The 24,287-nt window shown below is 47.2% G+C and carries 22 protein-coding genes; 16 read left to right on the top strand and 6 right to left on the bottom strand.

The annotated features are described in order from the left end of the window. The first annotated feature begins 15 nt into the window (after positions 1–15). Genes AC58QO_RS21665 through AC58QO_RS21635 form a run of 7 tightly spaced genes read left to right on the top strand, consistent with a single transcriptional unit; the run spans position 16 to position 3,823 of the window. A complete protein-coding gene (locus tag AC58QO_RS21665; protein WP_497269120.1) occupies positions 16–1,161 on the top strand; it encodes a CgeB family protein in 1,146 nt (381 codons plus the stop codon). Positions 1,162–1,208: 47 nt separating this feature from the next. Continuing rightward, positions 1,209–1,589 (top strand): hypothetical protein, encoded by a 381-nt coding sequence (locus tag AC58QO_RS21660; RefSeq protein ID WP_497269118.1) that lies wholly within the window; start codon positions 1,209–1,211, stop codon positions 1,587–1,589. Positions 1,590–1,640: 51 nt separating this feature from the next. Next, positions 1,641–2,135 carry a glycosyltransferase family A protein gene (locus AC58QO_RS21655; RefSeq protein ID WP_497269196.1) on the top strand — a complete coding sequence of 165 codons (495 nt, stop codon included), beginning with the start codon at positions 1,641–1,643 and terminating at the stop codon, positions 2,133–2,135. Then, positions 2,101–2,829 carry a glycosyltransferase family 2 protein gene (locus AC58QO_RS21650; RefSeq protein ID WP_497269116.1) on the top strand — a complete coding sequence of 243 codons (729 nt, stop codon included), beginning with the start codon at positions 2,101–2,103 and terminating at the stop codon, positions 2,827–2,829. The genes AC58QO_RS21655 and AC58QO_RS21650 overlap by 35 nt, the downstream gene beginning before the upstream one ends. A gap of 60 nt (positions 2,830–2,889) precedes the next feature. Next, positions 2,890–3,177 carry a nucleoside-diphosphate sugar epimerase gene (locus AC58QO_RS21645; RefSeq protein WP_497269114.1) on the top strand — a complete coding sequence of 96 codons (288 nt, stop codon included), beginning with the start codon at positions 2,890–2,892 and terminating at the stop codon, positions 3,175–3,177. Between the two features lie 5 nt (positions 3,178–3,182). Then, positions 3,183–3,545, top strand: coding sequence for an alpha-helical endospore appendage domain-containing protein (locus tag AC58QO_RS21640; protein WP_497269112.1), 363 nt, complete (start codon positions 3,183–3,185; stop codon positions 3,543–3,545). Further along, positions 3,542–3,823 (top strand): hypothetical protein, encoded by a 282-nt coding sequence (locus AC58QO_RS21635; protein WP_497269110.1) that lies wholly within the window; start codon positions 3,542–3,544, stop codon positions 3,821–3,823. Before AC58QO_RS21640 ends, AC58QO_RS21635 begins: the two co-directional genes overlap by 4 nt. A gap of 32 nt (positions 3,824–3,855) precedes the next feature. Here the strand turns inward: AC58QO_RS21635 and AC58QO_RS21630 are convergent, their stop codons facing one another. After that, a complete protein-coding gene (locus AC58QO_RS21630) occupies positions 3,856–4,845 on the bottom strand; it encodes a ketoacyl-ACP synthase III (protein WP_497269108.1) in 990 nt (329 codons plus the stop codon). Between the two features lie 224 nt (positions 4,846–5,069). Beyond that, on the bottom strand, positions 5,070–8,063 hold the full coding sequence (locus tag AC58QO_RS21625; RefSeq protein WP_497269106.1) for an efflux RND transporter permease subunit: 2,994 nt from the start codon (positions 8,061–8,063) through the stop codon (positions 5,070–5,072). A gap of 281 nt (positions 8,064–8,344) precedes the next feature. On the opposite strand from AC58QO_RS21625, the gene AC58QO_RS21620 reads away from it, so the two are divergent. Continuing rightward, positions 8,345–9,121, top strand: a complete 777-nt coding sequence (locus AC58QO_RS21620; protein WP_497269104.1) for a peptidoglycan-binding protein — start codon at positions 8,345–8,347, stop codon at positions 9,119–9,121. Positions 9,122–9,640: 519 nt separating this feature from the next. Here the strand turns inward: AC58QO_RS21620 and AC58QO_RS21615 are convergent. Then, the gene (locus tag AC58QO_RS21615; RefSeq protein WP_497269102.1) at positions 9,641–10,672 is read right to left on the bottom strand and encodes an anthranilate phosphoribosyltransferase; all 1,032 of its coding nucleotides are present in this window, start codon (positions 10,670–10,672) and stop codon (positions 9,641–9,643) included. Continuing rightward, positions 10,669–11,319: an ANTAR domain-containing response regulator gene (locus AC58QO_RS21610; protein WP_497269100.1), complete on the bottom strand. Its 651-nt coding sequence runs from the start codon at positions 11,317–11,319 to the stop codon at positions 10,669–10,671. Before AC58QO_RS21610 ends, AC58QO_RS21615 begins: the two co-directional genes overlap by 4 nt. A 470-nt stretch (positions 11,320–11,789) precedes the next feature. Between AC58QO_RS21610 and AC58QO_RS21605 the strand changes: the two genes are divergently transcribed. From AC58QO_RS21605 to AC58QO_RS21590, 4 genes are all read left to right on the top strand, one after another. Further along, entirely contained in the window at positions 11,790–13,031 is a 1,242-nt protein-coding gene (locus tag AC58QO_RS21605; protein ID WP_497269098.1) for a nitrate/nitrite transporter, read from the top strand. Positions 13,032–13,373: 342 nt separating this feature from the next. Further along, the gene (nirB, locus tag AC58QO_RS21600) at positions 13,374–15,800 is read left to right on the top strand and encodes a nitrite reductase large subunit NirB (protein ID WP_497269096.1); all 2,427 of its coding nucleotides are present in this window, start codon (positions 13,374–13,376) and stop codon (positions 15,798–15,800) included. A gap of 33 nt (positions 15,801–15,833) precedes the next feature. Beyond that, positions 15,834–16,184: a nitrite reductase small subunit NirD gene (gene nirD, locus AC58QO_RS21595; RefSeq protein ID WP_497269094.1), complete on the top strand. Its 351-nt coding sequence runs from the start codon at positions 15,834–15,836 to the stop codon at positions 16,182–16,184. A gap of 44 nt (positions 16,185–16,228) precedes the next feature. Further along, on the top strand, positions 16,229–18,337 hold the full coding sequence (locus tag AC58QO_RS21590; RefSeq protein ID WP_497269092.1) for a molybdopterin oxidoreductase family protein: 2,109 nt from the start codon (positions 16,229–16,231) through the stop codon (positions 18,335–18,337). A gap of 266 nt (positions 18,338–18,603) precedes the next feature. Here AC58QO_RS21590 and AC58QO_RS21585 read toward each other — a convergent pair whose 3' ends face one another. Further along, the gene (locus AC58QO_RS21585; protein ID WP_028556998.1) at positions 18,604–18,825 is read right to left on the bottom strand and encodes a helix-turn-helix domain-containing protein; all 222 of its coding nucleotides are present in this window, start codon (positions 18,823–18,825) and stop codon (positions 18,604–18,606) included. A gap of 194 nt (positions 18,826–19,019) precedes the next feature. Here AC58QO_RS21585 and AC58QO_RS21580 point away from each other — a divergent pair, with 194 nt between their 5' ends. Genes AC58QO_RS21580 through AC58QO_RS21570 form a run of 3 tightly spaced genes read left to right on the top strand, consistent with a single transcriptional unit; the run spans position 19,020 to position 21,467 of the window. Continuing rightward, the gene (locus AC58QO_RS21580; protein WP_497269090.1) at positions 19,020–19,694 is read left to right on the top strand and encodes a DUF6483 family protein; all 675 of its coding nucleotides are present in this window, start codon (positions 19,020–19,022) and stop codon (positions 19,692–19,694) included. Between the two features lie 53 nt (positions 19,695–19,747). Then, entirely contained in the window at positions 19,748–20,479 is a 732-nt protein-coding gene (locus AC58QO_RS21575; protein ID WP_497269088.1) for a class I SAM-dependent methyltransferase, read from the top strand. A gap of 10 nt (positions 20,480–20,489) precedes the next feature. Continuing rightward, the gene (locus AC58QO_RS21570) at positions 20,490–21,467 is read left to right on the top strand and encodes an MBL fold metallo-hydrolase (protein ID WP_497269087.1); all 978 of its coding nucleotides are present in this window, start codon (positions 20,490–20,492) and stop codon (positions 21,465–21,467) included. Between the two features lie 376 nt (positions 21,468–21,843). Here the strand turns inward: AC58QO_RS21570 and AC58QO_RS21565 are convergent, their stop codons facing one another. After that, positions 21,844–22,806, bottom strand: a complete 963-nt coding sequence (locus AC58QO_RS21565) for a phosphatidylglycerophosphatase A family protein (protein WP_497269085.1) — start codon at positions 22,804–22,806, stop codon at positions 21,844–21,846. A 317-nt stretch (positions 22,807–23,123) separates the two neighbouring features. On the opposite strand from AC58QO_RS21565, the gene AC58QO_RS21560 reads away from it, so the two are divergent. After that, positions 23,124–24,170 (top strand): GerMN domain-containing protein, encoded by a 1,047-nt coding sequence (locus AC58QO_RS21560; protein ID WP_497269083.1) that lies wholly within the window; start codon positions 23,124–23,126, stop codon positions 24,168–24,170. Positions 24,171–24,287 lie beyond the last annotated feature (117 nt).

Raw genomic sequence — 24,287 nt, 5'->3', positions numbered from 1 at the left:
AAGGGAGTGAAGTTTGTGAGTTTTAATAATCCTGCGCATGCGCGAGCACGCGGACATGCTGACGGTTATCAATTAGGTCACGCCAATGGCGTCAGACTGGGACAATGTGAAGCGATCATACAAAAGGCGGTTCGTGACCGTACGCCAAGTCCTGTGTGGGACGTGCGCGTGTTGTTCGTTACATCGGGGAAAAGTTACCCTTACGAGCCATTGGACCTCGCTGTTATTAACAGCCTTCGCCCATTAGTTCGCGAATTAATAATAGGAAACTCTGACAGAGATTCGACGCGAATTGGACATCCCAAGGCCAGTGTTGAAGCGATAGCCGCGAGGTATCGACCTGATGTGATGATTGTGCTGGAAGGCATGAATCTCTCTCTGAATATCGTCGATCGGGTAAGACAAATGGGTATTCGAACCGCGATATGGCTAACCGATGACCCCTATTACACGGATATTACAGCTGGTTTTGCGAGGCACTATGATTATATTTTTACCTTGGAAGTGAATTGTGTGCAGTTATACCGGGAGTTGGGATGCGGACAGGTTCATTATTTGCCGTTAGCTTTTCAACCCGAGATGTTTCGTCCAAGGCCCGTACCGAAAGGGGTTCATCGCGATATTTGTTTTATTGGATCTGCCTACTGGAACCGAGTCGGTGTATTTAATCAGATTGCGCCATATTTAGCGACGAAAAACGTTCTCATCTCCGGAATATGGTGGGAACGGCTCCAGAATTATCGTCTATTAGCACCTCAAATCCAGTTGAACACGTGGATGCCGCCGGACCAAACCGCCACATTCTACAATGGGGCCAAAATCGTCATTAATATGCATAGAGCCTTCGATGACCAAGCGTATAACAATAATGCTCGCCGGATAAGCGGAGCCTCGCCTAATCCTCGGACATTTGAAATTTCTGGTTGCGGAGCTTTTCAATTGACGGACATTCGGGATGATTTAGTCAATTTCTATACACCCGACTATGACATTGTGACGTATGCGTCACCAGAAGAATTGCTGCACAAAATGAATCATTATTTAATTCATGAAGAGGAACGTAAGTTAATTGCTATGCGTGGGCTCTATCGCACGATGAGAGATCATACCTATACCAATCGTCTAATTACGATGCTTTCCGTCATTTTTGGGCCTAGATAAGGGCTGAATAATTCAAGAGAATCATTTAGAAAGATGAGGTGTAGAATGTGATCACGAAAAGAAAGGTTCGCAAGGTGACTGTGGGCAGAAAGATTCGGAAAAAGCGAGTGGGATCTCCAAGGAAAACAGGTCTGAAGAAACGGATCACGGTTAGAAAAAAGGGGCGTGCCATTCGTCGCTTGAGACCCTTAGCAAGACGTAAAGGGAGACGCAGGTTAATTCGAAAGTTAATCCGATTCCCTAGACGTAAGGGGAGTCGAATCGTAGCTCGTCGCCGCAAGGTTCAGCGTCCTATCATTCAAAGTCCAAGAGCTAGGAGAGCCCAATCGGCCTATGATCGAGCATTTAATGAAGCTTACAATTCGGGTTACGGCGTTGGCTTCGCAGAAGGATATACGTGGGAGCTTACGCATCCTACGATTGCTTAAAGTTAAGTCATGAGGTGAGCTCAATTGCTGAAACATAACAGAAGGAAGCGGATGAGGGGGAAGGTCTCCTTAAGAAAGGGAAGCAAACGAAACCTCCGAAAAAAACCGATACGCCGGTTCATTGCTAAGCGTAAGAGAGCTTTTGCTAGGGGAAATAGGACAAGTGTCCATCCAGTTGGTGCAATAGTTATAGCTTCCAATGCAGAAGGAACAATCGTAAACGTGTTGGAGACGTTGAAACGTTTGCCGCTTAAAGAGATCATCGTCATCGTTCACGGCTCTACAGATCGTACGTTAGAGAAGGTTAGAAGCCATTCCCGCGCAATCATTGTTCAACATCCCGAACCTATTGAACAAGATACCGCAAGAGCTCTGGCAGCGAGAATATCGCGGTCGGACTTCTTGCTTTTTATAGAAGGTGACAAGGTGATTAGTGCGGATGAACTGCTTCCGTCTATTCAGAATATGGACATGGGCATTGAAAATGGCACCTTAGCGAGGAGGCAGGAACTTGCAATTAACGAGCATCATTATTCCTACGTTTAATGGTTTAGCTTTGTTGAAAGCCTGTGTCGCATCCATCCGTCAGCATACCTCCGTGCCTTATGAAATTATTGTTGTTGATAATGGTTCTGGGGACGGTACATTGACTTACTGCCGCAATGAAAATCTCAAGCTCGTGGCGCTGCCAGCCAATCTCGGTTTTCCAGCTGCATGCAATTACGGGTTACGTTATGCCGAAGGCGACACCTTAATGCTCTTGAATAACGATACGATCGTAACGCCAAATTGGCTGCCAAAGCTGCTGAACTGCTTATATAGTCGAGAAGATATCGGCATGGTAGGTCCAGTGTCTAACTATGTGAATGGCAAACAAAAAATCCGTATCCCCTTCACAGGGATTTCCAACATGGCTCACATCTATAATCATGTAAATCCGGGGAAATGGCGGGAAACGAAGAGGCTGGTTGGCTTCTGTTTGTTATTTAAAAGAAAGTTGTTTGAGCAGGTAGGGTTGTTGGATGAAAGATTTACACCTGGGTATTACGAGGATGATGACTTATCCTATCGTGCACGAATAGCGGGCTATCAGCTGCTCATAGCAGGAGATTGCTTTGTTTATCATCGCGGAAGCGTTAGTTTTCGTAAAAACAGCCGTCGATCGAAGCTGCTACTGCTGAGACGCAATCGCAAGAAATTTATTCACAAATGGGGCGTTGATCCCTTTAGGTTTATTTAAGCACCGTTTCACAAACTGTCGCATAACGTAGTGTGAAAAAGGTTGTAGGAGGGAGTTGCCGTGGAGGAGCGGGTAACGCGTATTATTTCTCAAATTGCAGCTTCACATAGCCAAATGGGACGGATACTCGAAACACACCGGCATGTGTCTTCGCAAATGGCTGCAATTGCTGGAGATCTGCCTGATTCACATCCTCAATTTGAAGGATTAGAGATGCTGCAGAAGCGTGCTTTACAACTAACCAAAAATGTTACGGCCTATCTAAATAGCCTCGCCGAATTGGAAGAGGCTATGGCGAAGCAAACGGAATTGGTTATGAAGGAAATACACGTACCTGATGAGGAATAGAGGGAATGACATTGGATAGAACGGATCTCTATTTGCAGATGCTTGAAGCGACAGCCAAGCTGCAATATGAAATAAGTCTGATGCTGGAAGCAAGAGTTGTTGAAGCATCGAAGTCGCAGAACTGGATTTGTCAGCATATCAACACGACAAATTTAGAGGGGCATGACCATAAAATGGAAGTAACTGGCGAAATCCATGAGAGTGTCATTGAACTAATAGATGGCATAACGAAGCTGGAGAATGCGCTAAATCGCCAGATGAAGGCGTTACTAGGGAAACATCCTTCAGGCTCCGCTTTAGGATTAGGGTCCGACGACGGGATGGAATTCGGCAGCCTGCTACCTTTTGGTGAGGATGGGAAGCTGTGAAGGAATGGAATAGGGAACGCGTGGAGCTGCACATGATGATCTCGCTGGCGAGGAGCCAGCGAGCATTATGCAGAATTATTGAATCTGTTGCGGATCAAGTGGAGGGCTCTGAACAACTGGCCAGCCATGTCGCGGATAATCTCAAGACGATAAGTGAGTATCAACGTGCCCTGATGTTGAAATTAACGAATCAGAGCAGAAGTACGCGTGTGATAGGTAAGCCCGGTAAGCCCGGTAAGCCTTGTAAGCCTTGGATGAATAAGCGTGTGAAGACTTAACTGGCTGTAACTATAAGCGCTTGAAATCTGACTTAACCCCAGCGAACAATTAATCCTGCATGTGTTAATCCACCGCCAAAACCATAAAGTAACAGCGTGTCACCGGTCTGTACTTTCCCTTCTTTAATGCCCAAATCCAATGCAAGCGGGATGGAGGCTGCGGAAGTGTTGCCGAAGTATTCAAGACTAACCAGCGCTTTTTCAATGGGGATACCGCTTTTCTCACAGATGGAATCAATCATGCGCAGGTTCGCGCTATGAGGGATGAACCAATCGATGGCTTCGAGAGGTAATCCGCTTTTTTGAAGCAGCATCTCGATACCCTGCGGTACGGTTGAAACAGCGAAACGGTACACTTCACGCCCGTTTTGGACAAGCTTTCCGTCTCCGGACAAAGGGGTTCCATTCAGCTCTGTGGCAAGTCCTGTGCGGTATACATGCTTGGCACCCGTGCCATCAGATCCCATGTGATGAGCGAGAAAGGCAGGCTGAGCTTCCTCTCTTTCAACGACAACCGCGCCAGCGCCATCGCCGAATAAGATGCAGGTGGAACGGTCGGTGTAATCGGTGATTTTGGATAAGGCATCGCCGCCGATGACGAGGATCTTCTGATGCACGCCTGCAGCAACGAGTGCACCAGCGGTGTGAAGCGCATAGGCGAAGCCAGCGCATGTGGCATTGAGGTCATAAGCTCCCGCGGCCGCCATGCCGAAATGGCCTTGCACCTGACACGCGACTGGCGTGGATGGTAACTCCGGCGTATGCGTGGAAACGATAATGAGCTCTACATCGTCGAGGGAACTTGGGTAGCGATCGAGCAGATTCTGCACAGCAGCTATACATAAATGACTTGTGAACTCATGCGCTTCGGCTATTCGGCGTTCTCGAATTCCTGTGCGCTGAACGATCCATTCATCATTCGTATCTACCATGCGGGAGAGATCCTCGTTGGTTAAAATGTGTTCAGGCACATAGGTGCCGATGGCTGAAATTCGTGCCTGTAAGGGACGTGAAGAAGGCATGAGTAACACTCCTTTAGAGTTTATATTTAGGAAAAAAATTAGCATCAAGTATTAGTACCAAGTACTAAATTTAGTTTAAGGTATAGTGGAATCTTTGTCAATGGGATAGATAGACAACCTCCATCTATTTCATCCTCGCCACCTTGCCCATCAGCGCACCATACTTAGTACAAAAAAGCTGACCCCAAGCAGATAAATCTGCTAGGGTCAGCTCTATTTACTTATCAAGCATTTTCAAGCCGTCTACGTTGACGCTTTGCTTTTCTAGCATGCAGAAGCTCATAAACCGTTGGCACCATAATCAGCGTGAAGAGCGTTGCTGAAGTTAGCCCGCCGATAACCACTACCGCTAGGCCTCGGGAAACGATACTTCCCTCTTCGGCTTTGGCAAGAACAAGAGGTACCATCGCGCAAATGGTTGCTACAGCGGTCATCAAGATAGGACGCATCCGGGTAGCCGCGGCTTCAAGTAAAGACTCACGAATGGTCATATGCTCTTCGTTTTGCTTCACACGGTCAATCAAGACGATGGCATTCGTGACGACGATACCGATCAGCATCAGGAATCCGAAGATCGAGGTAACGTCGAAGGACGTTTTCGTGATCATCATACCGACAATGGCACCTACCGCTGCGAAAGGAAGGGACACCATACTCGCAATCGGTGCACGGAATGATTTGAACGTAATAACCATGATCAATAGCACGATTCCAATGGAAATCCCCATCGTCATAAACAAGTCGGCAAAATCACTGGATTGCTGAGCAGAAGCTCCGCCAACAATCAAAGCAATACCTGCAGGAAGCTTCAGATCTTTTGTGTTTTCCGTAATTTCTGTGTTGATTTTAGATAATTTGGTTGAGTCTACGAGAGCCGTCACACGTAAGAATTGTTGATTATTCTTGTGTAGAATGGTGTTGGACTCATTGGTTTTTTCGATCTTCGCCACAGATGTGAGGGCAGCTGGACCAGTAGCGGTCATAATTTGAATATTGGAAAGGTCTGATACGGTTGTCGGATTGATCAAAGCATCTAACACAACAGGTATCTCTTTGTTTTCTAGCTTCATGGAACCAATTGGCGTTGGGTTCATCAAAGAGCGGATCGTACCCGCAATTTCCTGTGGCTTAGCCAATGTAGGATCTACTGTAATGGCATAGCCTGGTTTCGTTACATTTTGATTACTCGTAACCTTCTCCACGCCTTCGATATCTTTAATTGCCGCGATTACATCAGCTGCAGCTTGATCAAGATCCTTCGCGGAATCGCCTGTAAGATCAACAGTAATCGCTGAACCGCTGCTGCCATCGAAGCCGCCGGCTCCAGCTTGCAAATCAGCGCCTGGATATTTAGACTTTTGGCTATTGACTTGATCGATAAAATGCTGAGTGTCAACATCCTTCTTCATGAAGACTTGGAAATTCGCAATCGTAGGAGGAGCTACACTGCCCCATTTGGCATTATCCTCGGTATTGCCTTGTTGTAGAATCAGATGATCAAGCTCACTTTGCTCTAACATAAATTTCTCTAGTTCTATCGCTTTTTCACGTACGGTTGCGATCGGTGTTTCAGGTGTGTACGAGAGACTGACAACTAATTGGCTGGCTGTGGAGCCACCAACCGCACCTTTTGGCATAACGAAGTACAGGGCGATTGAACCGCCGAAAAGGATAAGGGAAACTAGAATGGAGATGAATTTATGATTCAAACTCCAAGATAAAATATTTCGAAGACTTGTCGACTCTTTATGTTCCTTTAGTTTCGTATTGCGAAGCAGCCAAGCGCTCATTAGAGGAACGACGGTTAAAGCAACTAGCAAGGAGGAAAGCAACGAATACGTAACCGTTAAGGCGAAAGGAAGCAGGAACGCTTGCAATGATCCTTGTAAGAGTCCCAGCGGCAAGAATACGGCAACGGTTGTAAGGGTAGATGCGGTAATCGCTCTAGCAACCTCACGTGTTGCATCAATGATCAATTCCTTAGAGAATTCGGCCTTCTGCGTTCTTCGGAAAATATTTTCGATAACAACGATACTATCATCGACGAGTCGACCCACGGCGACGGCGACCCCGCCGAGCGTTAAGATATTCAAGGTTACACCTGATTGGGAAAGCAGGAATAACGTTAAGCCGAGCGATAACGGGATGGAGACAATCGTAATCAACGTGGAACGGATGTTTCTAAGGAAGATCAGAATAACGATTGTCGCAAATAATGCGCCGAGCAGCACTTCTCTCATCATGCTGTTAACGGAAGTGACAACCGATTCCGCTGTGGAGTAGATAACCTCTGCAGTGGCATTCGGATATTTTGCCGCGATCTCCTCTGAGATTTTATCAACTTCCTTGCTGATATCAACCGCGTTGGAGCTAGTGTCTTTCGTAACGACCAATGTAAGGGAATCCTTGCCGTTAATGCGTGTTAATGTATCTTTGTTTGCGGTTACCTCAATGGTAGCAACATCTTTTAATTTGACTCCTGGCGCTACAGTTAAATTGCCCAGTGTATTGAGATCGTCTAGGTTCCCGACGACTTTAATCGCACTCGTTTTGCCATCGAGGGGTCTTTCCCCAACATTGACGGTTACATTTTGACCTTGAAGGACACCCATGAGAACTTGGGCAGGCAATTTCGCGTTAGCTAATTTATCTTTGTCTGGGTGGATAATGACTTGAGATACGGAAGTACCACCAAGAGCAACGCTAGCAAGACCTTTGATTTTTTGAAACTCAGGCAAAATTTTCTCTTGCGCAAGCTCGATATTTTGTTTCGTGATGCCATCTTTGAAGTTAAGGGCTACCCAGGAGAGTGGAATCATCGAGGTGTTCAGACGTATAACGAAAGGCTTAGACATGCCTGCGGGGAGAACAATTGAGGAGATCGCTTCTTGAACGCTCGCTTGTGCATCCTTCATTTTAATATCCGAATCAAATGTCATATCAATTTTCATAAAGCCGTCGGATGATGTGGAGAATACTTCTTTCTTACCCGGCACACTGGAGACAGCTTTCTCTATAGGTGTAGTTGCACTATCTAGCATGGATTTGGCATCGTAGCCTTGACCGACGACCGTCACACTAATTTGTGGAAAATCTGCGCTAGGCAGGAATTCCATCGGCAATTTAAAATAACTACCGACTCCTGTTCCTAAAATTAATATCACCAAAAAAATTACTGCTGCTTTATTGCTAAAAGCCCATTTCGTAAACCATGTCACGCGTCTCGCTCCCTTTCATTATCTATCTCTTTATTTCTCTAGGTTTAAGTATAGCAATATCAATCCATAAGCGAATATGGCTTGGGTCGGGTTTCAACTCGGTCTAGAGTCTGAGAAATCCCTTAGGTGTAGAATTCCATCTTTGGAGTGTTATATGTAAATCAGGAATTAGATCAATCGTATTTCAGGATTTGGATAAAAGGAAATCTTAAAGGAAATGCTACCCTTATCGTCCATAATGTGACGAAGATACTGAAGATGACGGGAAGTGAACGTAACGCATGTTACAAGGCAAAAAGAGGTTAATCTGGATAGCCCTCATCTGTGTGGTCTTGTTCAGTGCTTCCACAACGACAGTTTTTGCGTATGGCAAAGGAGCGAAAGGCCCTGATGTCTACGCGGTTCAAGGGATGCTGAAATCTCTTGGTTACTATTCAGGACCGATTACAGGCTATTATGGCAATCAAACACTAGCTGGGGTTAAAGCATTTCAAAGTAGATACGGTTTGGCGGTAACGGGAAATGTAGACGATCAAACGCTGCAATCGATTCTCTGGGCTTATGGAAATCTTAAGATTCCGAAGAAGGCAACACCTACGCCAGTGCCAACACCGGCGCCGACGCCATATACACCAAGCCCTACACCAGCACCGCAGGTTCCATCGACATCTGGATTAACTGTGGAAGAGCAGCAAATGCTCGATCTCGTAAATAAAGAGCGTACAGCTGCGGGGCTCTCACCGCTTGCAGCAGACTTGGAGCTCACCAAAACAGCTCGTCTCAAAAGCCAGGATATGGTGGATAACAAATATTTCTCCCATGACTCACCAACGTATGGATCCCCATTCGATATGATGGAGAAGTTCGGAATCACTTACAATGCTGCTGGGGAGAACATCGCTTGCAATCAAAGTGTAACGGCGGCACACGAAGCGCTGATGAACTCGCCAGGACATAAGGCGAATATTCTGAGTAAAGATTACACGCATATTGGCATAGGCATTGTGGACGGCGGGCCGTGCGGTAAAATGTTTACCCAACAATTTATTGGTAAATAAAATAGCGTAGCAAAGGAGCTAAGTGGCGGGTTTGCGCTTAGCTCCATTTTTTTGAAAAAATAGGATGAGTTCCATTGGGAATCTCTCGAAAAAATCGAGTTACGCGTGGCGACCATGGCAATAGGAGTAGTATAAGTCGAAAAAATCGAGTTACGCGTGGCGAGTATAGCAATAGGAGTAGTGTAAGTCGAAAAAATCGAGTTACGCGTGGCATGAAGGGCAACAGGAGTAGTGTAAGTCGAAAAAATCGATTTACGCTGGCGAGAATGGCAATAGGAGTAGTGTAAGTCGAAAAAATCGAGTTACGAGTGGTGAGAAGGGCAACAGGAGTAGTGTAAGTCGAAAAAATCGAGTTACGCGTGGCGAGTATAGCAATAGGAGTAGTGTAAGTCGAAAAAATCGAGTTACGCGTGGCGAGTATAGCAATAGGAGTAGTATAAGTCGATAAATAACTGCAAAAAGAGTGCCCCCGCCACATACATGGCTTTGGGACACCCTCTCACGCTTAACATATATGAATTATGTCGTTGATACTGGTTTAATTGCTTCGGTCCATTCCGTATACTTCTGAAGCGCAGCGCCTTGCTCAATCGCATGACGGGCCATGTAAATGCCCTCTTCGATGGAGCCTGCTTTTTGGGACACCCACAATCGAACAGCACTATTAAGCAAAACCATATTCAAGTAAGGAAGTGCTGCATCTCCGCGCAAAACGGACAATGTGGTTTCGGCTTGCAGTTCAGCCGTCCATTCCACCTCAGGAACCTCGACCATCAGCTCATAAATTTCAGGATCTACAATGAATAACTCACTAGTCTGATCTTGAATCAGATAAGTTCTTGTTCGCTTATCGACGCCTAAGTCTTCCGAGCCTTCCATACCCTGCACCACGATGCCTCGAGAAACGCCTAATTCAATAAGCAGATTCGTGATTTTCTCAAAAACAGTCCCGTGGAAAACACCAACAGCCATGTATGGAGCTTCTGTGAAGCGCAGCAACTTTTCGGCGGTATTGAACACGGTACGCAAACCAAGTTCTTTGCGCAGCTCGCGCAGCTCACCAAGCGGCGCACACCAGCTCTCGGTTGGTGTGAATAGGAAGCCTGTTCGCGCTGCAGCGGAGATCAGTGCTTCGCGTGAAGCGCCAAGCGCATTGACGCCCATCGCTGCAAGCACATCGGACAGCGTGATGCCCCATTTGGGCGGCATGCTCGGGCTGCCGTGCAGCGTTGTTGGCAATCCGCACGCTGCGAGCACGAATGCCGTTGGCAATGTCGCGATGAACGTGCGCGTACGCCCATCATAAGGGCCGGCACAGTCTATGCTGCCAGCTATGGGATAGGTGGTCACACGCTCGCGCAACGCGTGAATGAAAGCTTTGATTTCATCAGGGGATTCCATTTTAATTCGTTCTGCTACGAGAAAAGCGCCAATTTGGGCTTGTGTGGCCGTTCCAGTTATTATGTGTTCAGCTGCTTGGGCAGCTTCCTCATAGGAAAGATCTCTGGCTCCGCGCTTGCCGCGGCCTACTTCTTTTAATAGAGATATCATCGTTTGCGGCCTCCTTTGTTCTGATCCTGTAATATCTGATATACCTTGACGATGGAGGTGGCAACGTCTACCATTCGCTTACGTTCATTCATGGCTTGTTTGCGGAGAAAATCATAAGCTTCAGCTTCTGAAATGCCTTTGATTTCGCATAAAATTCGCTTAGCCTGATCGACCCACTTGCGTTCCTCAAGTTTGGAGAGCAGTTGTTCACGTTCTTGCTGCCACTCGGTACGTTGAAAATAATGATTTACGCCAAGAAGCAAAGCGGCGTGAATTTCCAGCGGACTCATCTTGGAACCGATCAGCCCATCAATACCTGCATCCATTTTACATTCATTAGAAGGAAATGTGTGTGCATCACACCACCAGAAGAGGGGGAGACTCCGCACAGCAAGTAAGCGTGAACGCCAGTCTGCTACTTGATCAGGACTTACCGATAATAATACAGCATCGACCTTAGGGATGATAAAGGAAATTTCTTTCATATTAGATGAAGAATAAATGCGGAATCCCATATCCTTCAGGATTTCATCAGGCAAATATTCCTTTCCAAGCGTATCTTCCGTTCGTATAGCATATGACGGCTCAGAGGAGGTAGCTGAGCGAGCTGACTTCAACTCGTCGATCAGTATGAATGATTGTAACATGGTAATACCTCCATCTTGAATAGCGTTTATCTCATGACAACTACATGTTAGGTTTTGGGGCTAATTGGAATTATTATACGGCAATACTATAGCATATGCACCTAAATTTTGTCGATATGCTACCCAGATTCTCATGTATAATATTTTTGTGTTATGTTTATTGACATGTAGTTGAGCGCATCGTATAATCAAGTTAGAAATCGGCACAATGATGTGCCACCTAACGAAGGCAATGGCGCCTATCCCCTTACAAGTACGTAAATGGATAGGCTTTTTATGTTCACTTTTATGCAAGGAAAAAATAATCAATCATGCTGATCACGAAGAAGTGGCAGCAGTGGCAATGAGGCCGACGAACATCCCACCTACTGATGGGGTATGTTTGTCGGCCTTTTCTGTCAATGAACAGTCAAACACGGTAGGATAGGAAAAAAGAAGGCGAAAAGCCTCACAAAAAGGAGAGGGAACACATGGTAGATCGGAAAAGTTTTATGCAAGTGGGGCACAAAGGGTCTTTATTCAGTTCATTCTTGTATTTTGACATGAGCTTCATGGTATGGGTGCTCTTAGGACCGCTAGCTGTCATCCTTGCCAAAGATTTTGGATTGGATGCGGCACAGAAAGCCAATTTGGTTGCTTTGCCAACCTTGGGAGGGGCGGTCCTACGATTAGTACTTGGCGTACTAACAGATAAGATTGGTCCTAAACTAACAGGACAGATTGGACTTTCGTTAACCTTAATTCCATTATTCTGGGGATGGCAGTTCGCTAACACGATGGGAGATATGTATTTCGTAGCTCTAATGCTTGGTATCGCAGGAGCAAGCTTTGCTGCAGCATTGCCGCTCGCTAGCAGTTGGTATCCGCCACAGTATCAAGGATTAGCAATGGGGATTGCAGGGGCAGGAAATAGCGGAACGATCTTTGCTACCTTGTTTGCAAATCGTTTAGCACAACATTATGGAGACTGGCACGTTGTTTTCGGTATTGCCATGATTCCAATTGCGCTAACGCTGGTCATATTTAGTATTTTGGCAAAGGATAGTCCGAATAAACCAGCACCAAAAACGATTGCAGAGTACGGTAAAGTATTGAAGCAGAGAGATTCGTGGTTGTTCTGTATTTTCTATAGTGTTACTTTCGGTGGTTTTGTAGGAATGGCATCTTATCTTACGATTTTCTTTAATACACAATATGGACTTTCGCCTGTACGTGCTGCAGACTTTACAACTCTTTGCGTCATCGGCGGCAGCTTCTTCCGTCCCGTTGGTGGATGGCTCGCAGATAAGCTAGGCGGAATTCGCATGTTGATGGTTCTTTACGGAGTTGTTGGTTTAATGATGGCCGGTATCTCGACGCTTCCTGCACTGTCATTGACGACAGTCATGCTCTTCGTTGCTATGATGGCTTTCGGAATGGGGAATGGTTCGGTATTCCAACTTGTGCCACAGCGCTTCAAATCGGAAATTGGTGTTATGACAGGAATTGTTGGAGCAGCAGGGGGGTTAGGTGGTTACTTCTTGCCTAAAATTCTTGGGAATCTGAAGTTATCTACGGGATCATTCACACCAGGCTTTCTGATTCTAAGTGGCATTGCGCTCTCCTGTATCGTGATCATCGCGGTTGTTCAAGGACAATGGAAACGCACTTGGATTGGTGAAGGCGGTAAAGTAAAAGTAGCATCAGCTAGTATGGATACAGTTCAAGCATAAATTCATGTGATGCCGCTGATTCAACTCGGTCAGCGGCAAATACAGTAAAGTTTTTGCTCATGCAGCTTGCCTATCAGGCTGTATGGGCAAAGACGTTACGACTAGCGTCTTTGCCAGTAGATACGAAAGTATAAGTTTTATACTTTTGCTTCGCATCTACCTTGGTAAACGAGTTCGTCCTCGAAGGTCGAAGGAGTCGTTTATCCTTGATTCAATTAATCGAACTGCTCAAGCTCCATATCCCAATTTGTCATTTGGGAGCTTGGCTCCTGAATGACCCTTTTTTCACAACCACTCAAATTCGAATGAATGCCCTAGTAAATGGATGGAAGGATGATCACAATGACAGTCAAAAAAGAGAAGTTAGTCCTGGTCGGAAACGGAATGGCGGGCGTAAACGCCGTTGAACATTTACTAAAGCTGACACCAGATAAATATGAGGTTACGATTTTCGGCAGCGAACCGCATCCCAACTACAATCGAATCTTGTTGTCCTATGTGCTCTCCGGTGATTCTAAAGTCGAGGACATCGTGATTCATCCCTACGAATGGTATGCGAATAATAACATTACCTTATATACGAATCAAACGATCACGAGCATCGACACGCAGACACAAACCGTTACAAGCGATAAAGGACTAACGGTTTCATACGATAAATTAATTCTAGCAACCGGCTCAAATCCATTCATGATTCCTATGCCTGGTGCGGACAAAGAAGGCGTCATGGCCTACAGAACCATCCGTGATTGTGAAATCATGATTGAGTCAGCTAAAAAGTACAAAAAAGCGATTGTAATCGGCGGCGGCTTGCTAGGTTTAGAAGCAGCGCGCGGATTCCTCAATCTCGGCATGAAAGTCGATGTTGTGCATATCGTCGATACGATTATGGAACGTCAACTCGATCGGACGGCTTCCAAAATGCTGCAAGCAGCGCTCGAAGAGCAAGGGATTAACTTCCTGCTTGAGAAGCAATCCGCGGAAATTATAGGTGATAAGCGCGTAACGGGCTTGAAGTTCAAGGACGGCTCTGTAGCTGAAGCAGATTTGATTGTGATGGCAGTAGGCATCAGGCCGAATGTGGCGCTTGCCAAAGAAGCAGGCATCGAATGCAACCCAGGCATCATCGTCAATGATTACTTGCAAACGAACGTGCCGAATGTGTACGCCGTTGGCGAATGTGCGATGCACAGAGGCATCGCGTACGGTCTCGTAGCACCGCTCTACGAGCAAGGTGCCGTGTTGGCGAAGCATTTGGCCGGGGTCGAAACAGGCCCGTATGAAGGCTCTATTTTGTACACGAAGCTCAAAGTATCAGGTGTTGACGTATTCTCTGGCGGTAAATTCGTGGATGCCGAAGGAACCAAAGCGATTCGCATTCATGATGAGTTCACGGGTGTTTATAAGAAAGTCGTCATTCAAGACAATAAAATAATCGGAGCCGTGCTCTTTGGCGATACGGCTGACGGTACGCGACTGATGCAAATGATCCGGGAAGAAACGGATATTAGCGGGATGGCGAAAACGGCGATTCTAACAGACGGTTCAAGTGGCGGCGGGGGAGCGGCTTCCGGTGTTGCTGATATGAAGGATGACGCGATTATTTGCGGATGTAACGGCGTAACAAAAGGGACGATCTGCTCCGCAATCAAGGATCAAGGCTTAACAACGGTCGATGAGGTCAAAAACTGCACAACGGCGTCTCGTTCCTGCGGGGGCTGTAAGCCGTTAGTTAGTGATCTTTTAGCCTTTACCCTTGGATCTTCTTATGATAAAAACGCAGCGAAAGAAATGATTTGTGGCTGTACAACACACACACGTGATGAAGTCGTTAGCGCAATTCGGGAAAAAGGATTATCCCACGTTCGTGAAGTGATGAACGTTCTTGCATGGAAAAATGAAGAGGGCTGCTCCAAATGCCGTCCAGCACTGAATTATTATTTGGGCATGATTAGCCCTGAAACTTATAAAGATGACAGTACGTCTCGCTTCGTCAATGAGCGTATGCATGCCAATATTCAAAAGGACGGCACGTACTCTGTTGTTCCACGGATCTATGGCGGTGTTACGAATCCAACCGAGCTTAAGCGCATTGCAGAGGTTGCTGAACAATTCAACGTTCCAACCGTGAAATTTACCGGAGGACAACGTCTTGACTTACTAGGTGTGAAAAAAGAAGACCTGACCGCGATGTGGGAAGCGCTGGATATGCCATCGGGGTACGCCTACGGGAAAGCTTTGCGGACAGTCAAAACATGTGTCGGCGAAACCTTCTGCCGCTTCGGTACAGGGGATGCGATGGGCGTTGGCATTGAGCTGGAGAAACGTTTTGAACGATTGAATACACCAGCCAAAGTGAAGCTTGCTGTATCGGGTTGTCCGCGAAATTGTGCGGAATCCGGGATTAAAGATTTAGGTGTCGTGTCTGTCGATGGCGGCTGGGAGCTGTATGCGGGAGGTAACGGTGGTGTCAAAGTTCGCGTGGGTGATTTGATGAGCACCGTTAAGACTGAAGAGGAGATCATCGAATATACGGAAGCTTACCTGCAATACTACCGCGAAACAGGCAAATACGGCGAGCGTACGAGCGAATGGGTACACCGTCTGGGCATCGAACATATTCGTGATGTTGTTCAAAATGAAGAAGAACGCAAGAAATTGTGTGAGCGTATGGATTTGGCGCTTTCTGTGACACAAGATCCATGGAAGCAAGCCATCGATAGCAAGAAAATCCAACGTGATCTCTATGAAGTTGTTGAGCTGAAGTAGGGCTAGAGAGATAAACCGGGAGGAGCAGAGAAAATGATCACACAAAATGAGCAAATGGTTTGGGTGCAAGCCGTTTCCTACGAGGAATTAGCTTTTAATACGGGGAAGACGATTCGATATCAAGGAGAAGAGGTTGCTCTGTTCAAATTGAAAAGCGGTAAACTTCAAGCGATTCAGAATCGTTGTCCGCATAAAGAAGGCGTACTTGCCGAAGGGATTGTCTGTGATGACCATGTGTTCTGCCCCATGCATGATCGCAAGATTCATTTGCCTTCCGGACTCGTGCAAGCTCCTGATACGGGCTGCGTGAAAACGTATCTGACCAAAGTGGATGATGGAACAGTTTACATTGGGTTTCCTAAGGCTAAGGAAATGGCGAGTTAATTTTTTCTACTATATAAAGAGATTGATCAGCGGGGGTGGGGTGCGTGAAATCAGCACTTGTCACATTAACGGATGAACAGCCCTCCTCCCATTGTTGCTTTTGCAGTATGCAGTGTGGATTGGAGATTCTACCTAGTGAGAAGACAGAAGGGCTCACGATAAAACCGAGCGCGAATTTCCCAGTTGCGACAGGCCGACTGTGTCAGAAGGGCTTAAACGCATTAGAGCATGTCATTCATTCGGAACGTATTCTGGAGCCTCTTCATAGGGAGAAAGCTAGAGTAGGTCAGTGGCAAACGGTGACATGGGCAAGCGCTTATGCGGATATTGCTGAGCGGATTCATGTTCTGCAATCAGAACATGGGCGTGATGCCATCGGCGTTTATGGCGGCGGCTCCTTAACGAATGAAGTAAGTTACTTACTTGGTAAGTTTACGCGTGTGGCCTTGAGATCCAAATATATCGATTACAACGGTCGTTATTGTATGTCATCGGCTGCTGCGGCGAGTAATCAAGCTTTTGGTATCGATCGCGGGATGACGATGCCTCTATCAGAAATTCCCAATGCGAAATATATCATTCTAGCTGGCACGAATATTGCGGAGTGCCAACCTACGATGATGCCCTATCTATTAGAAGCAAAGAAAAAAGGCGCCGTGATTGTCACAATCGATCCTCGCAATACGATGACCTCCAAAACCGCGGATATTCATGTTCGTCTGCAGCCAGGCTTCGACTCCGTCTTCATCAATGGACTCCTGCATGTGATGATTGAAGAGAAGCTCGTAGATCACAAGTTCATTCAATCACGTACAAGTGGCTTCGAACAGGTGAAGGATGCGGTCAAATCATTTACACCAGCTCGCGTTGAGTATTTAACAGGCGTGCTTGAAGCAGTCATTCGTACAATCGCTCGAGGCTTCGCGAAGGCGGAGACGGGCATTGTACTCACTGCGAGAGGTTTGGAGCAGCAAGTGAATGGTGTTGAAAACACACTCAATTACATTAACCTGACACTGCTCACGGGTAAAATAGGGCGTTCCGGCTGCGGCTACGGGGCTGTGACCGGTCAAGCGAACGGTCAAGGCGGCCGCGAGCATGGGCAAAAAGCCGACCAGCTCCCAGGCTACCGGTTGATCGAAGATCCAGCTGCACGAGAGCATGTGGCGAAGGTATGGGGCATCGATCCGAGCGAGCTGCCGGGTAAAGGTGTCTCCGCCTACGAGCTTCTGCAGAAGATCGATGAGGGAGAAATTAAGGCTTTGATCGTGCTAGGATCGAATCCGCTCGTTTCCAGTCCGAATAATCGCATGGTCGAGCGTGCTTTGCAAAAGCTGGATTTGCTCGTGGTCGTGGATATGTTCGAGACGGAAACCGCTCGCTACGCGCATTATATACTTCCGGCATCCTCCTTTGCGGAGGCGGAAGGCACCATGACTAACCTCGAGGGACGCGTGTTCCATCGGAGGAAGGCTATGGAGCTTCCGGGGAATTGCAAACTCGACTACCAAATCATCAGCGAGCTAGCTAAAGCATTAGGACGTGGCGCGTACTTTCAATATGCGGGTATTGAAGAGGTGTTTCGTGAGCTCGCTGCAGCAACGGCAGGCGGCAAAGCCGATTATAGCGGAATTACCTATGAACGCTTGCAAAAGGAGAAAGGGATCTTCTGGCCTTGCGGGTCGGCTGACCATCCAGGAACACCGCAATTATTTCAAGATCGTTTTCATCATACGGATGGGAAAGCCAAACTATTCGGCATCCAGCCCAAAATGCCAGCAGAGCCCATTGATGCCGAGTACCCTTTCGTGCTGACAACCGGCCGTCTGGCCAACCATTACTTGAGCGGTGCGCAAACGCGCCGCACTGAAGCTTTAAATAAAAAGGCACCCGTTCCGGTTGCCGAGATTCACCCTTCTTTGGCCCAACGGATTGGCTTAAGTGTGGAGCAAAAGATCAGAATCACAAGCCGGCGTGGTTCACTTGTATTTCAAGTCAAGGTCACTGAGGGCATCCAACCTCGTACCGTCTTCGTGCCCTTCCATTGGGGCGACGAGCATTCGATCAACGTGTTGACGAACGATGCCTTGGATCCAACGAGCCGGATGCCGGAGTTTAAAATTTGTGCGGTGCAGGTTGAGCGAGTGGAATAGATGTAGTGTAGGGAAGCGTAACAGCCCAGTTGGGGAGCCAACTGGGCTGTTTGTTGTTCCGAGCTAGGCGGTGCTCTTCAATCTGCTGCGAATAAGGTGCCTGTTTAACAAAGTAACTCTCTAACTTGCTGCCATTGCATCGAATATCCCCTTCAGTTAGAATATCAAACTTGTTTAGGTCTATTTTATCATCTTTCAAACATAAAAGCCCCCGTTCCCCTCCGAAGGAGGGTGGGTGGCTTACATGGATCCCTTTGCTGACGGAATCAGATCTTTAATTCCCCAAGCTTAATCAGTTCTACAACCGCTTGTGAACGACCCTTTACGTTCAGCTTTTGCATGACGTTCGATATATGATTCCTCACAGTCTTTTCACTTATGAAAAGCTGCTGTGCGATATCCTTTGTCGTTTTGTCCTGCACTAAGAGTTCGAATACTTCGCGTTCGCGGTTCGTAAGTAAAAATTTGTTTTTGTGGTCGCTGCCCATGGATGTGTGTCACCCCTCCTTGCTCGGGTATTGGGAATTACAAGGTTAAGGGATACAGTCAAAATTAGTTTATGAAGGGCTGTTGTCAATGGTGCGGTATCTAAGAAAAATAGGCGGAATGTATTTTTGAGTTTCGAGGCGATGCATGGTAAGCTGAAATGAGGTGTAAGTGAAACCGAGAGGGGCTGCTACGGATGTTCAGGCGTGATTATTTGATGCGACAGATTGAACAATTGACGGTGGTGCTGCATCGGATTCTTTTTAATAAGGAACATATCCCGATTGAAGATGCGCAGAGACAGCTGGATGAAGTAAGTCGTCATTTGCTGGGGTTGAATATTCGCTCGCTGCAATCTCTGTCCAGCAAGGATATTCTGGAGTTGCTCTCCTACCAAGGAAGCATTGACACGGCAAAAGCACTAGTCATCAGCGATATGTTTGTGGGGCAAGGAAATTTGCTGCAGGGGCACGAGGAAAAAGGGGAGTCTTATTGGGCGTACCTGAAGTCTTTGGATCTGCTTTTGCATTTGTCACACTCGGAGGAAGTTGAGGCTGGGGATGAGGTTGTTCCAGAAATTGCTGCCCGAGTGGATGCCAGTTTAGGTCATCTTCAAGGTTGGGAAGTTCCAGAAGAGCTGCAGAGACTGCTTTTTTCACATTATGAGAAGATGGGTAATTATGCGAAGGCTGAAGATGTTTTATTTCATTATATGGAGGACCATCCAGAGAAGTCAGAGCTGCCAATGCAGGGTGTTCATTTTTACGAAAATCTTCTGCAGGTAGAGGACGAGCAGCTGATGGCGGGTAATTTTAGCAAGGATGAAGCAGTGGAAGGTTTGCGAATTATGAAAAAGAGGTTGCGCTTATAACATTTTTATTTTATTCGTCGTTTTTTAATCATAAAGTTGAAGGTGTTGACAAGATGGCTTGGTATCAAGAAAGTTTTGGCAATGATTATTTGCTAGTTTATAAACATAGAGACATGCAGGGCGCTTATCATGAAGTGAAAAAAATGGTGAATTGGTTGAAGTTGGAGCAAGGGGCTCACCTACTGGACCTTTGTTGCGGGATGGGGCGGCATTCCATGGCGCTTTCGGAGTTCGGTTTTGAAGTAACTGGCGTGGATTTGTCGAAGGTGCTGCTGCAAGAAGCGGTCAAGCAGGATTGTGAAAGGCATGTGACATGGATTAACGGGGACATGCGGGATGTGCCTTTGAGCGAGACGTTTGATGCGATTGTGAACTTGTTTACGTCTTTTGGTTACTTTGATGAGGATGAGCAGAATGAGAAAGTGCTGCATGAAATGCATCGGCTGTTAAAAAGAGAAGGCCGATTCATTATCGATTTTTTGAATCCAGTCTATGTGAAGGCGAATTTGGTCCCTCAGTCAGAACGAAAAGAAGGCGATCTCACCATTCGCGAGACGCGGGCGATCGAAGAGGGCTGTGTGCGTAAACGAATTGTGATCTCACAAGCGGGTGAACCGGATCGTCATTATTTGGAGCAGGTGAAGCTGTATGAGCGTCCGATGTTCGAAGCGATGCTGAAAAAAGCTGGATTACATATCGATCATGTCTACGGTGATTATGAAGGTCAGGCTTATTCGCCGGAGGCTTCGAGTCGAATGATTTTTGTTGGACATAAGGAAGGATGACAACTCGGATATGAACGTCGTGACTGTACATACAGATGAAATTACACAAGTGAAGGTGCCGTTGCCATTCCCTTTGCGTTGGGTGAATGCCTACCTAATCCGCGGCAGCCGCGGATATACCGTCATCGATCCGGGGCTGCACACCCCGGAAGCTGAGGCGCTCTGGCTGCAGGTGCTGCAGGAGCAAGGGATTGGGTTCGAGCACGTGGAACAAATCGTGCTCACCCACCACCATCCCGACCACTACGGGATGGCCGGTTGGTTCCAGGAGCGAACGGGCGCGCCGGTTCTCCTATCGGAGACCGGATACGCGCAGGTGCAGCTCTTGTGGGGCCCGGAGCAGCCGTTGTCGCCGCTGCTGCTGGAGCTTTTTGCCCGGCACGGCTTCCCCGAAGCCGGGCTGGAAGAGATGACGAAGCACATGGTGAGCTTCGTCGAGATGGTTTCCCCGCAGCCGCAGGTTACCCTGCTGCGTGAAGGGCCTGTGCGCCTCGGCGACCGCGTCTATGAAGCCATCGAGACCCCCGGCCATGCCGCGGGTCATCTCGTCTTCTACGACGCTGAGGCGCAGGTGATCTTTTGCGGCGACCACGTCCTGCCGCAAATATCGCCCAACGTTTCCTTCCTCCCGCAGGTGGAAGAAAACCCGCTCGGCGCGTACCTGAGCAGCCTGCAGGAAATCGGCAGGCTGCCGGTTGTGATGGCTTACCCGGGTCACCGGGAGCCATGGCAGGGCTTTGGCGCACGCGCAGAGGAGCTCGTGCGCCATCACCATGAGCGGCTCGCGCTCATGGAAGGGCAGCTAAGCGCGCCGCTGAGCGCTTATGAGGTGTGCCGGGCGACGTTCGGCGACCGGCTGAGCATTCACCAGATGCGATTCGCGCTGTCGGAGACGATCGCACATTTGATCCTGCTGGAGGCCGAAGGCCGCATCCAGCAGGTAGATCCGCAGGCAGAGCGCGTGTACTACGTCGCGACATCCAAATAACGAAAACCCCTCCAACAATTGATTTGTTGGAGGGGTTTGTTTAATTAGGGGAACCTACATCCCCTATTTGCCCCAATACAGCTCTATCCACCGTGTAGGGGAACGTAGATCCCTTATTTCTCCCCAAATAGCGCCCATAGGTGAGGGTTAAAGGTGTGTAGAGCATGCCTTGGCGTGTGCGCTTCGAGGGAGCACTTGAACTCCCAAACTTACGAGCACTATCCCATTAACTCAGAATAGGGATCGACCGTCATTGTCCTGAGCGAAGGGGATAGTGGCGATAAGATGAGACCGTCAACTAATGACAAGAGCTAGAATCGACGTTCTCCTACATTTCGTAACATGCATATCGGAGCAAACAAGCAGCTGCCACCACTTACTTCAAAGGCTTACTATACGTTGGCGTATGATTATGCGCCAACCGTCCGCAAGCTGCAGCCACAATACCGCATACCATATCATCGATGAATGTATTGCATTTGCCATCCGCATGATCACTATCGAGCTGCTCGATAATACCGATTTTTGCTTTATCCAGATACCCGAAATTCGTCAATGCAATGGTCCCGTACATGAGAGGGACGGCAGTTGCGATGCTTTCATCTACGCCGAAAAGACCTTCGTCCATCCCTACAATGTGATTGTATTGCGGATTGAATTCTTTGGCTTCGACAGCTGTATCAATTTTGATCGCGAGTTGAAGCGCATGAAAGGTTTGCTGCTTGCGAAGCACAGCTACTATATGTTCCTCACAGAGGCTGCGCGGCATATCTGGATTGTAAGGACGCTGCAGCTGATCGAGGATATCGACCATGTCATCCAGAAGCACCCCGCGTGCCTCCAGCAATTGTAGATTGCGCTTGGTGTAATCAACTTTCACATTGTCCGAAATAATCACACTGGCCGTTGACGCGACAATCGCACAAATCCCCTTAGAGATGAAGGATTTAGGTCGTTTTGTCGGAAAAAAGAAACGGAATTTGCAGTCGATGAAGCCAAAGAGGGATATCGCACCGCTTCCGTACAGACCGCAGATCGACATCGCTATGGTGCGATGGACGTTATAAGCGGGATCTTTCATACTGGCTAGCAGCTCAGCATCATGTTTTACTTTTTTCTGAAGCTCCATCAGGGTAGACATGACGTTAAACGTTTCTGTTTTACTTAATACCCCTAATAAGGTGGTTGTGATCAAATCGGTGGGGATTTTCTTAATGCCCTTTATTTCAACCAGCAATCTAGCAACGGCTTCCTCGATGACGGCTTGGGGATAATGACTGAAAACTTCATCGCGAAATTCATTGAATATGAGGGTTTTCTCCTTCAAAAATGTTCTCATCACAAGCACCTCCTTGTTCAAATCTCAGAAAGTATATGCTGCGCCTGATAAAGCCACCCGTCCTAAGCGGACGATGTAATCATTTATTTGAGGTTCATGTTGATATTCAGTATATCATATGAGTTTGAATTGACGAAAATGGGCTGCTTTTACGCTTGAATCATACTTTTCTCCGTTGATGCCACGAAATCTCTCTTTTTTACGAAAAGGTGGACAAAAAGTAGTTATAAATCGGACAAAGCCTCGTATACATAATAATACGAAAAAGCATCGTACAGGCCATGCGAATAGCCAAACTCGAAGGAGGAAATAAGCAAATGAAACATCAACATTGGATTCGTTCAGCCGCTTTAGCGGGGGTGATTGTTCTACTGACCACGGGATGTTCGATTTTGGGCACCGGAAAGAAGAGTGACATCGATGCACCTCCGACAACGGGTGCAGAGGTAGACGCGAAGACGACTTCAGCTGCGGTTACAGTCGACATGACCGAAGATATTACGTCGCAAATGACTGTGTATGTGAAAGACGCCAAGGGCTTTGTCACCCCGATAAGTCTCGCCTTACCTAAGACGGTCTCTGTCGCTAAGACAACATTGGAGTACATGGTGGACGGAGGTCCGGAAACAAGTCAGCTGCCATCAGGGTTCCAAGCGCTTTTACCGAAAGGGACGAAAGTCATAAGCTTAAATGTGAAGTCGGACAAAAGCGCTACAGTTGATTTCTCCAAGGAGTTCCTCAACTACGATGTGAAGGATGAGCGCAAGCTTCTTGAGGCCATTACGTGGAACTTAACGAACTTCCCTACAATTGATAAAGTTCAGCTGCGTGTGGATGGCAAGGACTTGAAAGAGATGCCGAAAGGCAAAACACCACTCGATCTACCATTAGCACGTACCATGGGGATCAACCTAGAGAAAGCGGAGGATACTGAATTTGGTCAAGCGACACCAGTTACCCTCTATTTCTTAAATCAAAATGATCAAAACTACAAATATTACGTCCCTGTGACTCGCCTAGTTAAGAGAACTGATGATGTGGCGAAGGCTGTTGTGGAGCAATTAATTAAAGGACCGGATCAGAAGAAGGGACTTGCAGCTGTCATGAATGCAACAACGATCGTGAACAGCATCAAGCCAGGTGAGGGTCTGATCACGGTTGACTTCTCCAATAAGCTGCTGGGTGCTGATCAGAAGGCTTCTGCGGATGCGTTGCAATCTGTCATCTTGTCATTAACGGAGAATACGACTTTCAAACAGGTGCAAATTAAAGTGGATGGTGCCGTGAAAATAACGTCCACAGATAATCAAAACTATAGTAAGCCTGTCCTTCGTCCAGCGCATATTAATCCAGCGAAGCTTTAAAAACATATCGTAATCACGAACTACTAGGTTCCCCCACTATTCAAAATTAGGGGGAGTAACCTAGTAGTTTTTGATTATTTCTTTATTCCCAGGGTTATTCCGATGCGGCAGGATGCT

The organism is Paenibacillus sp. J31R30 (genome assembly GCF_059692115.1).
Note: the sequence above shows the minus strand (reverse complement) of the source record. Positions and strands in the feature narration are given on the sequence as shown.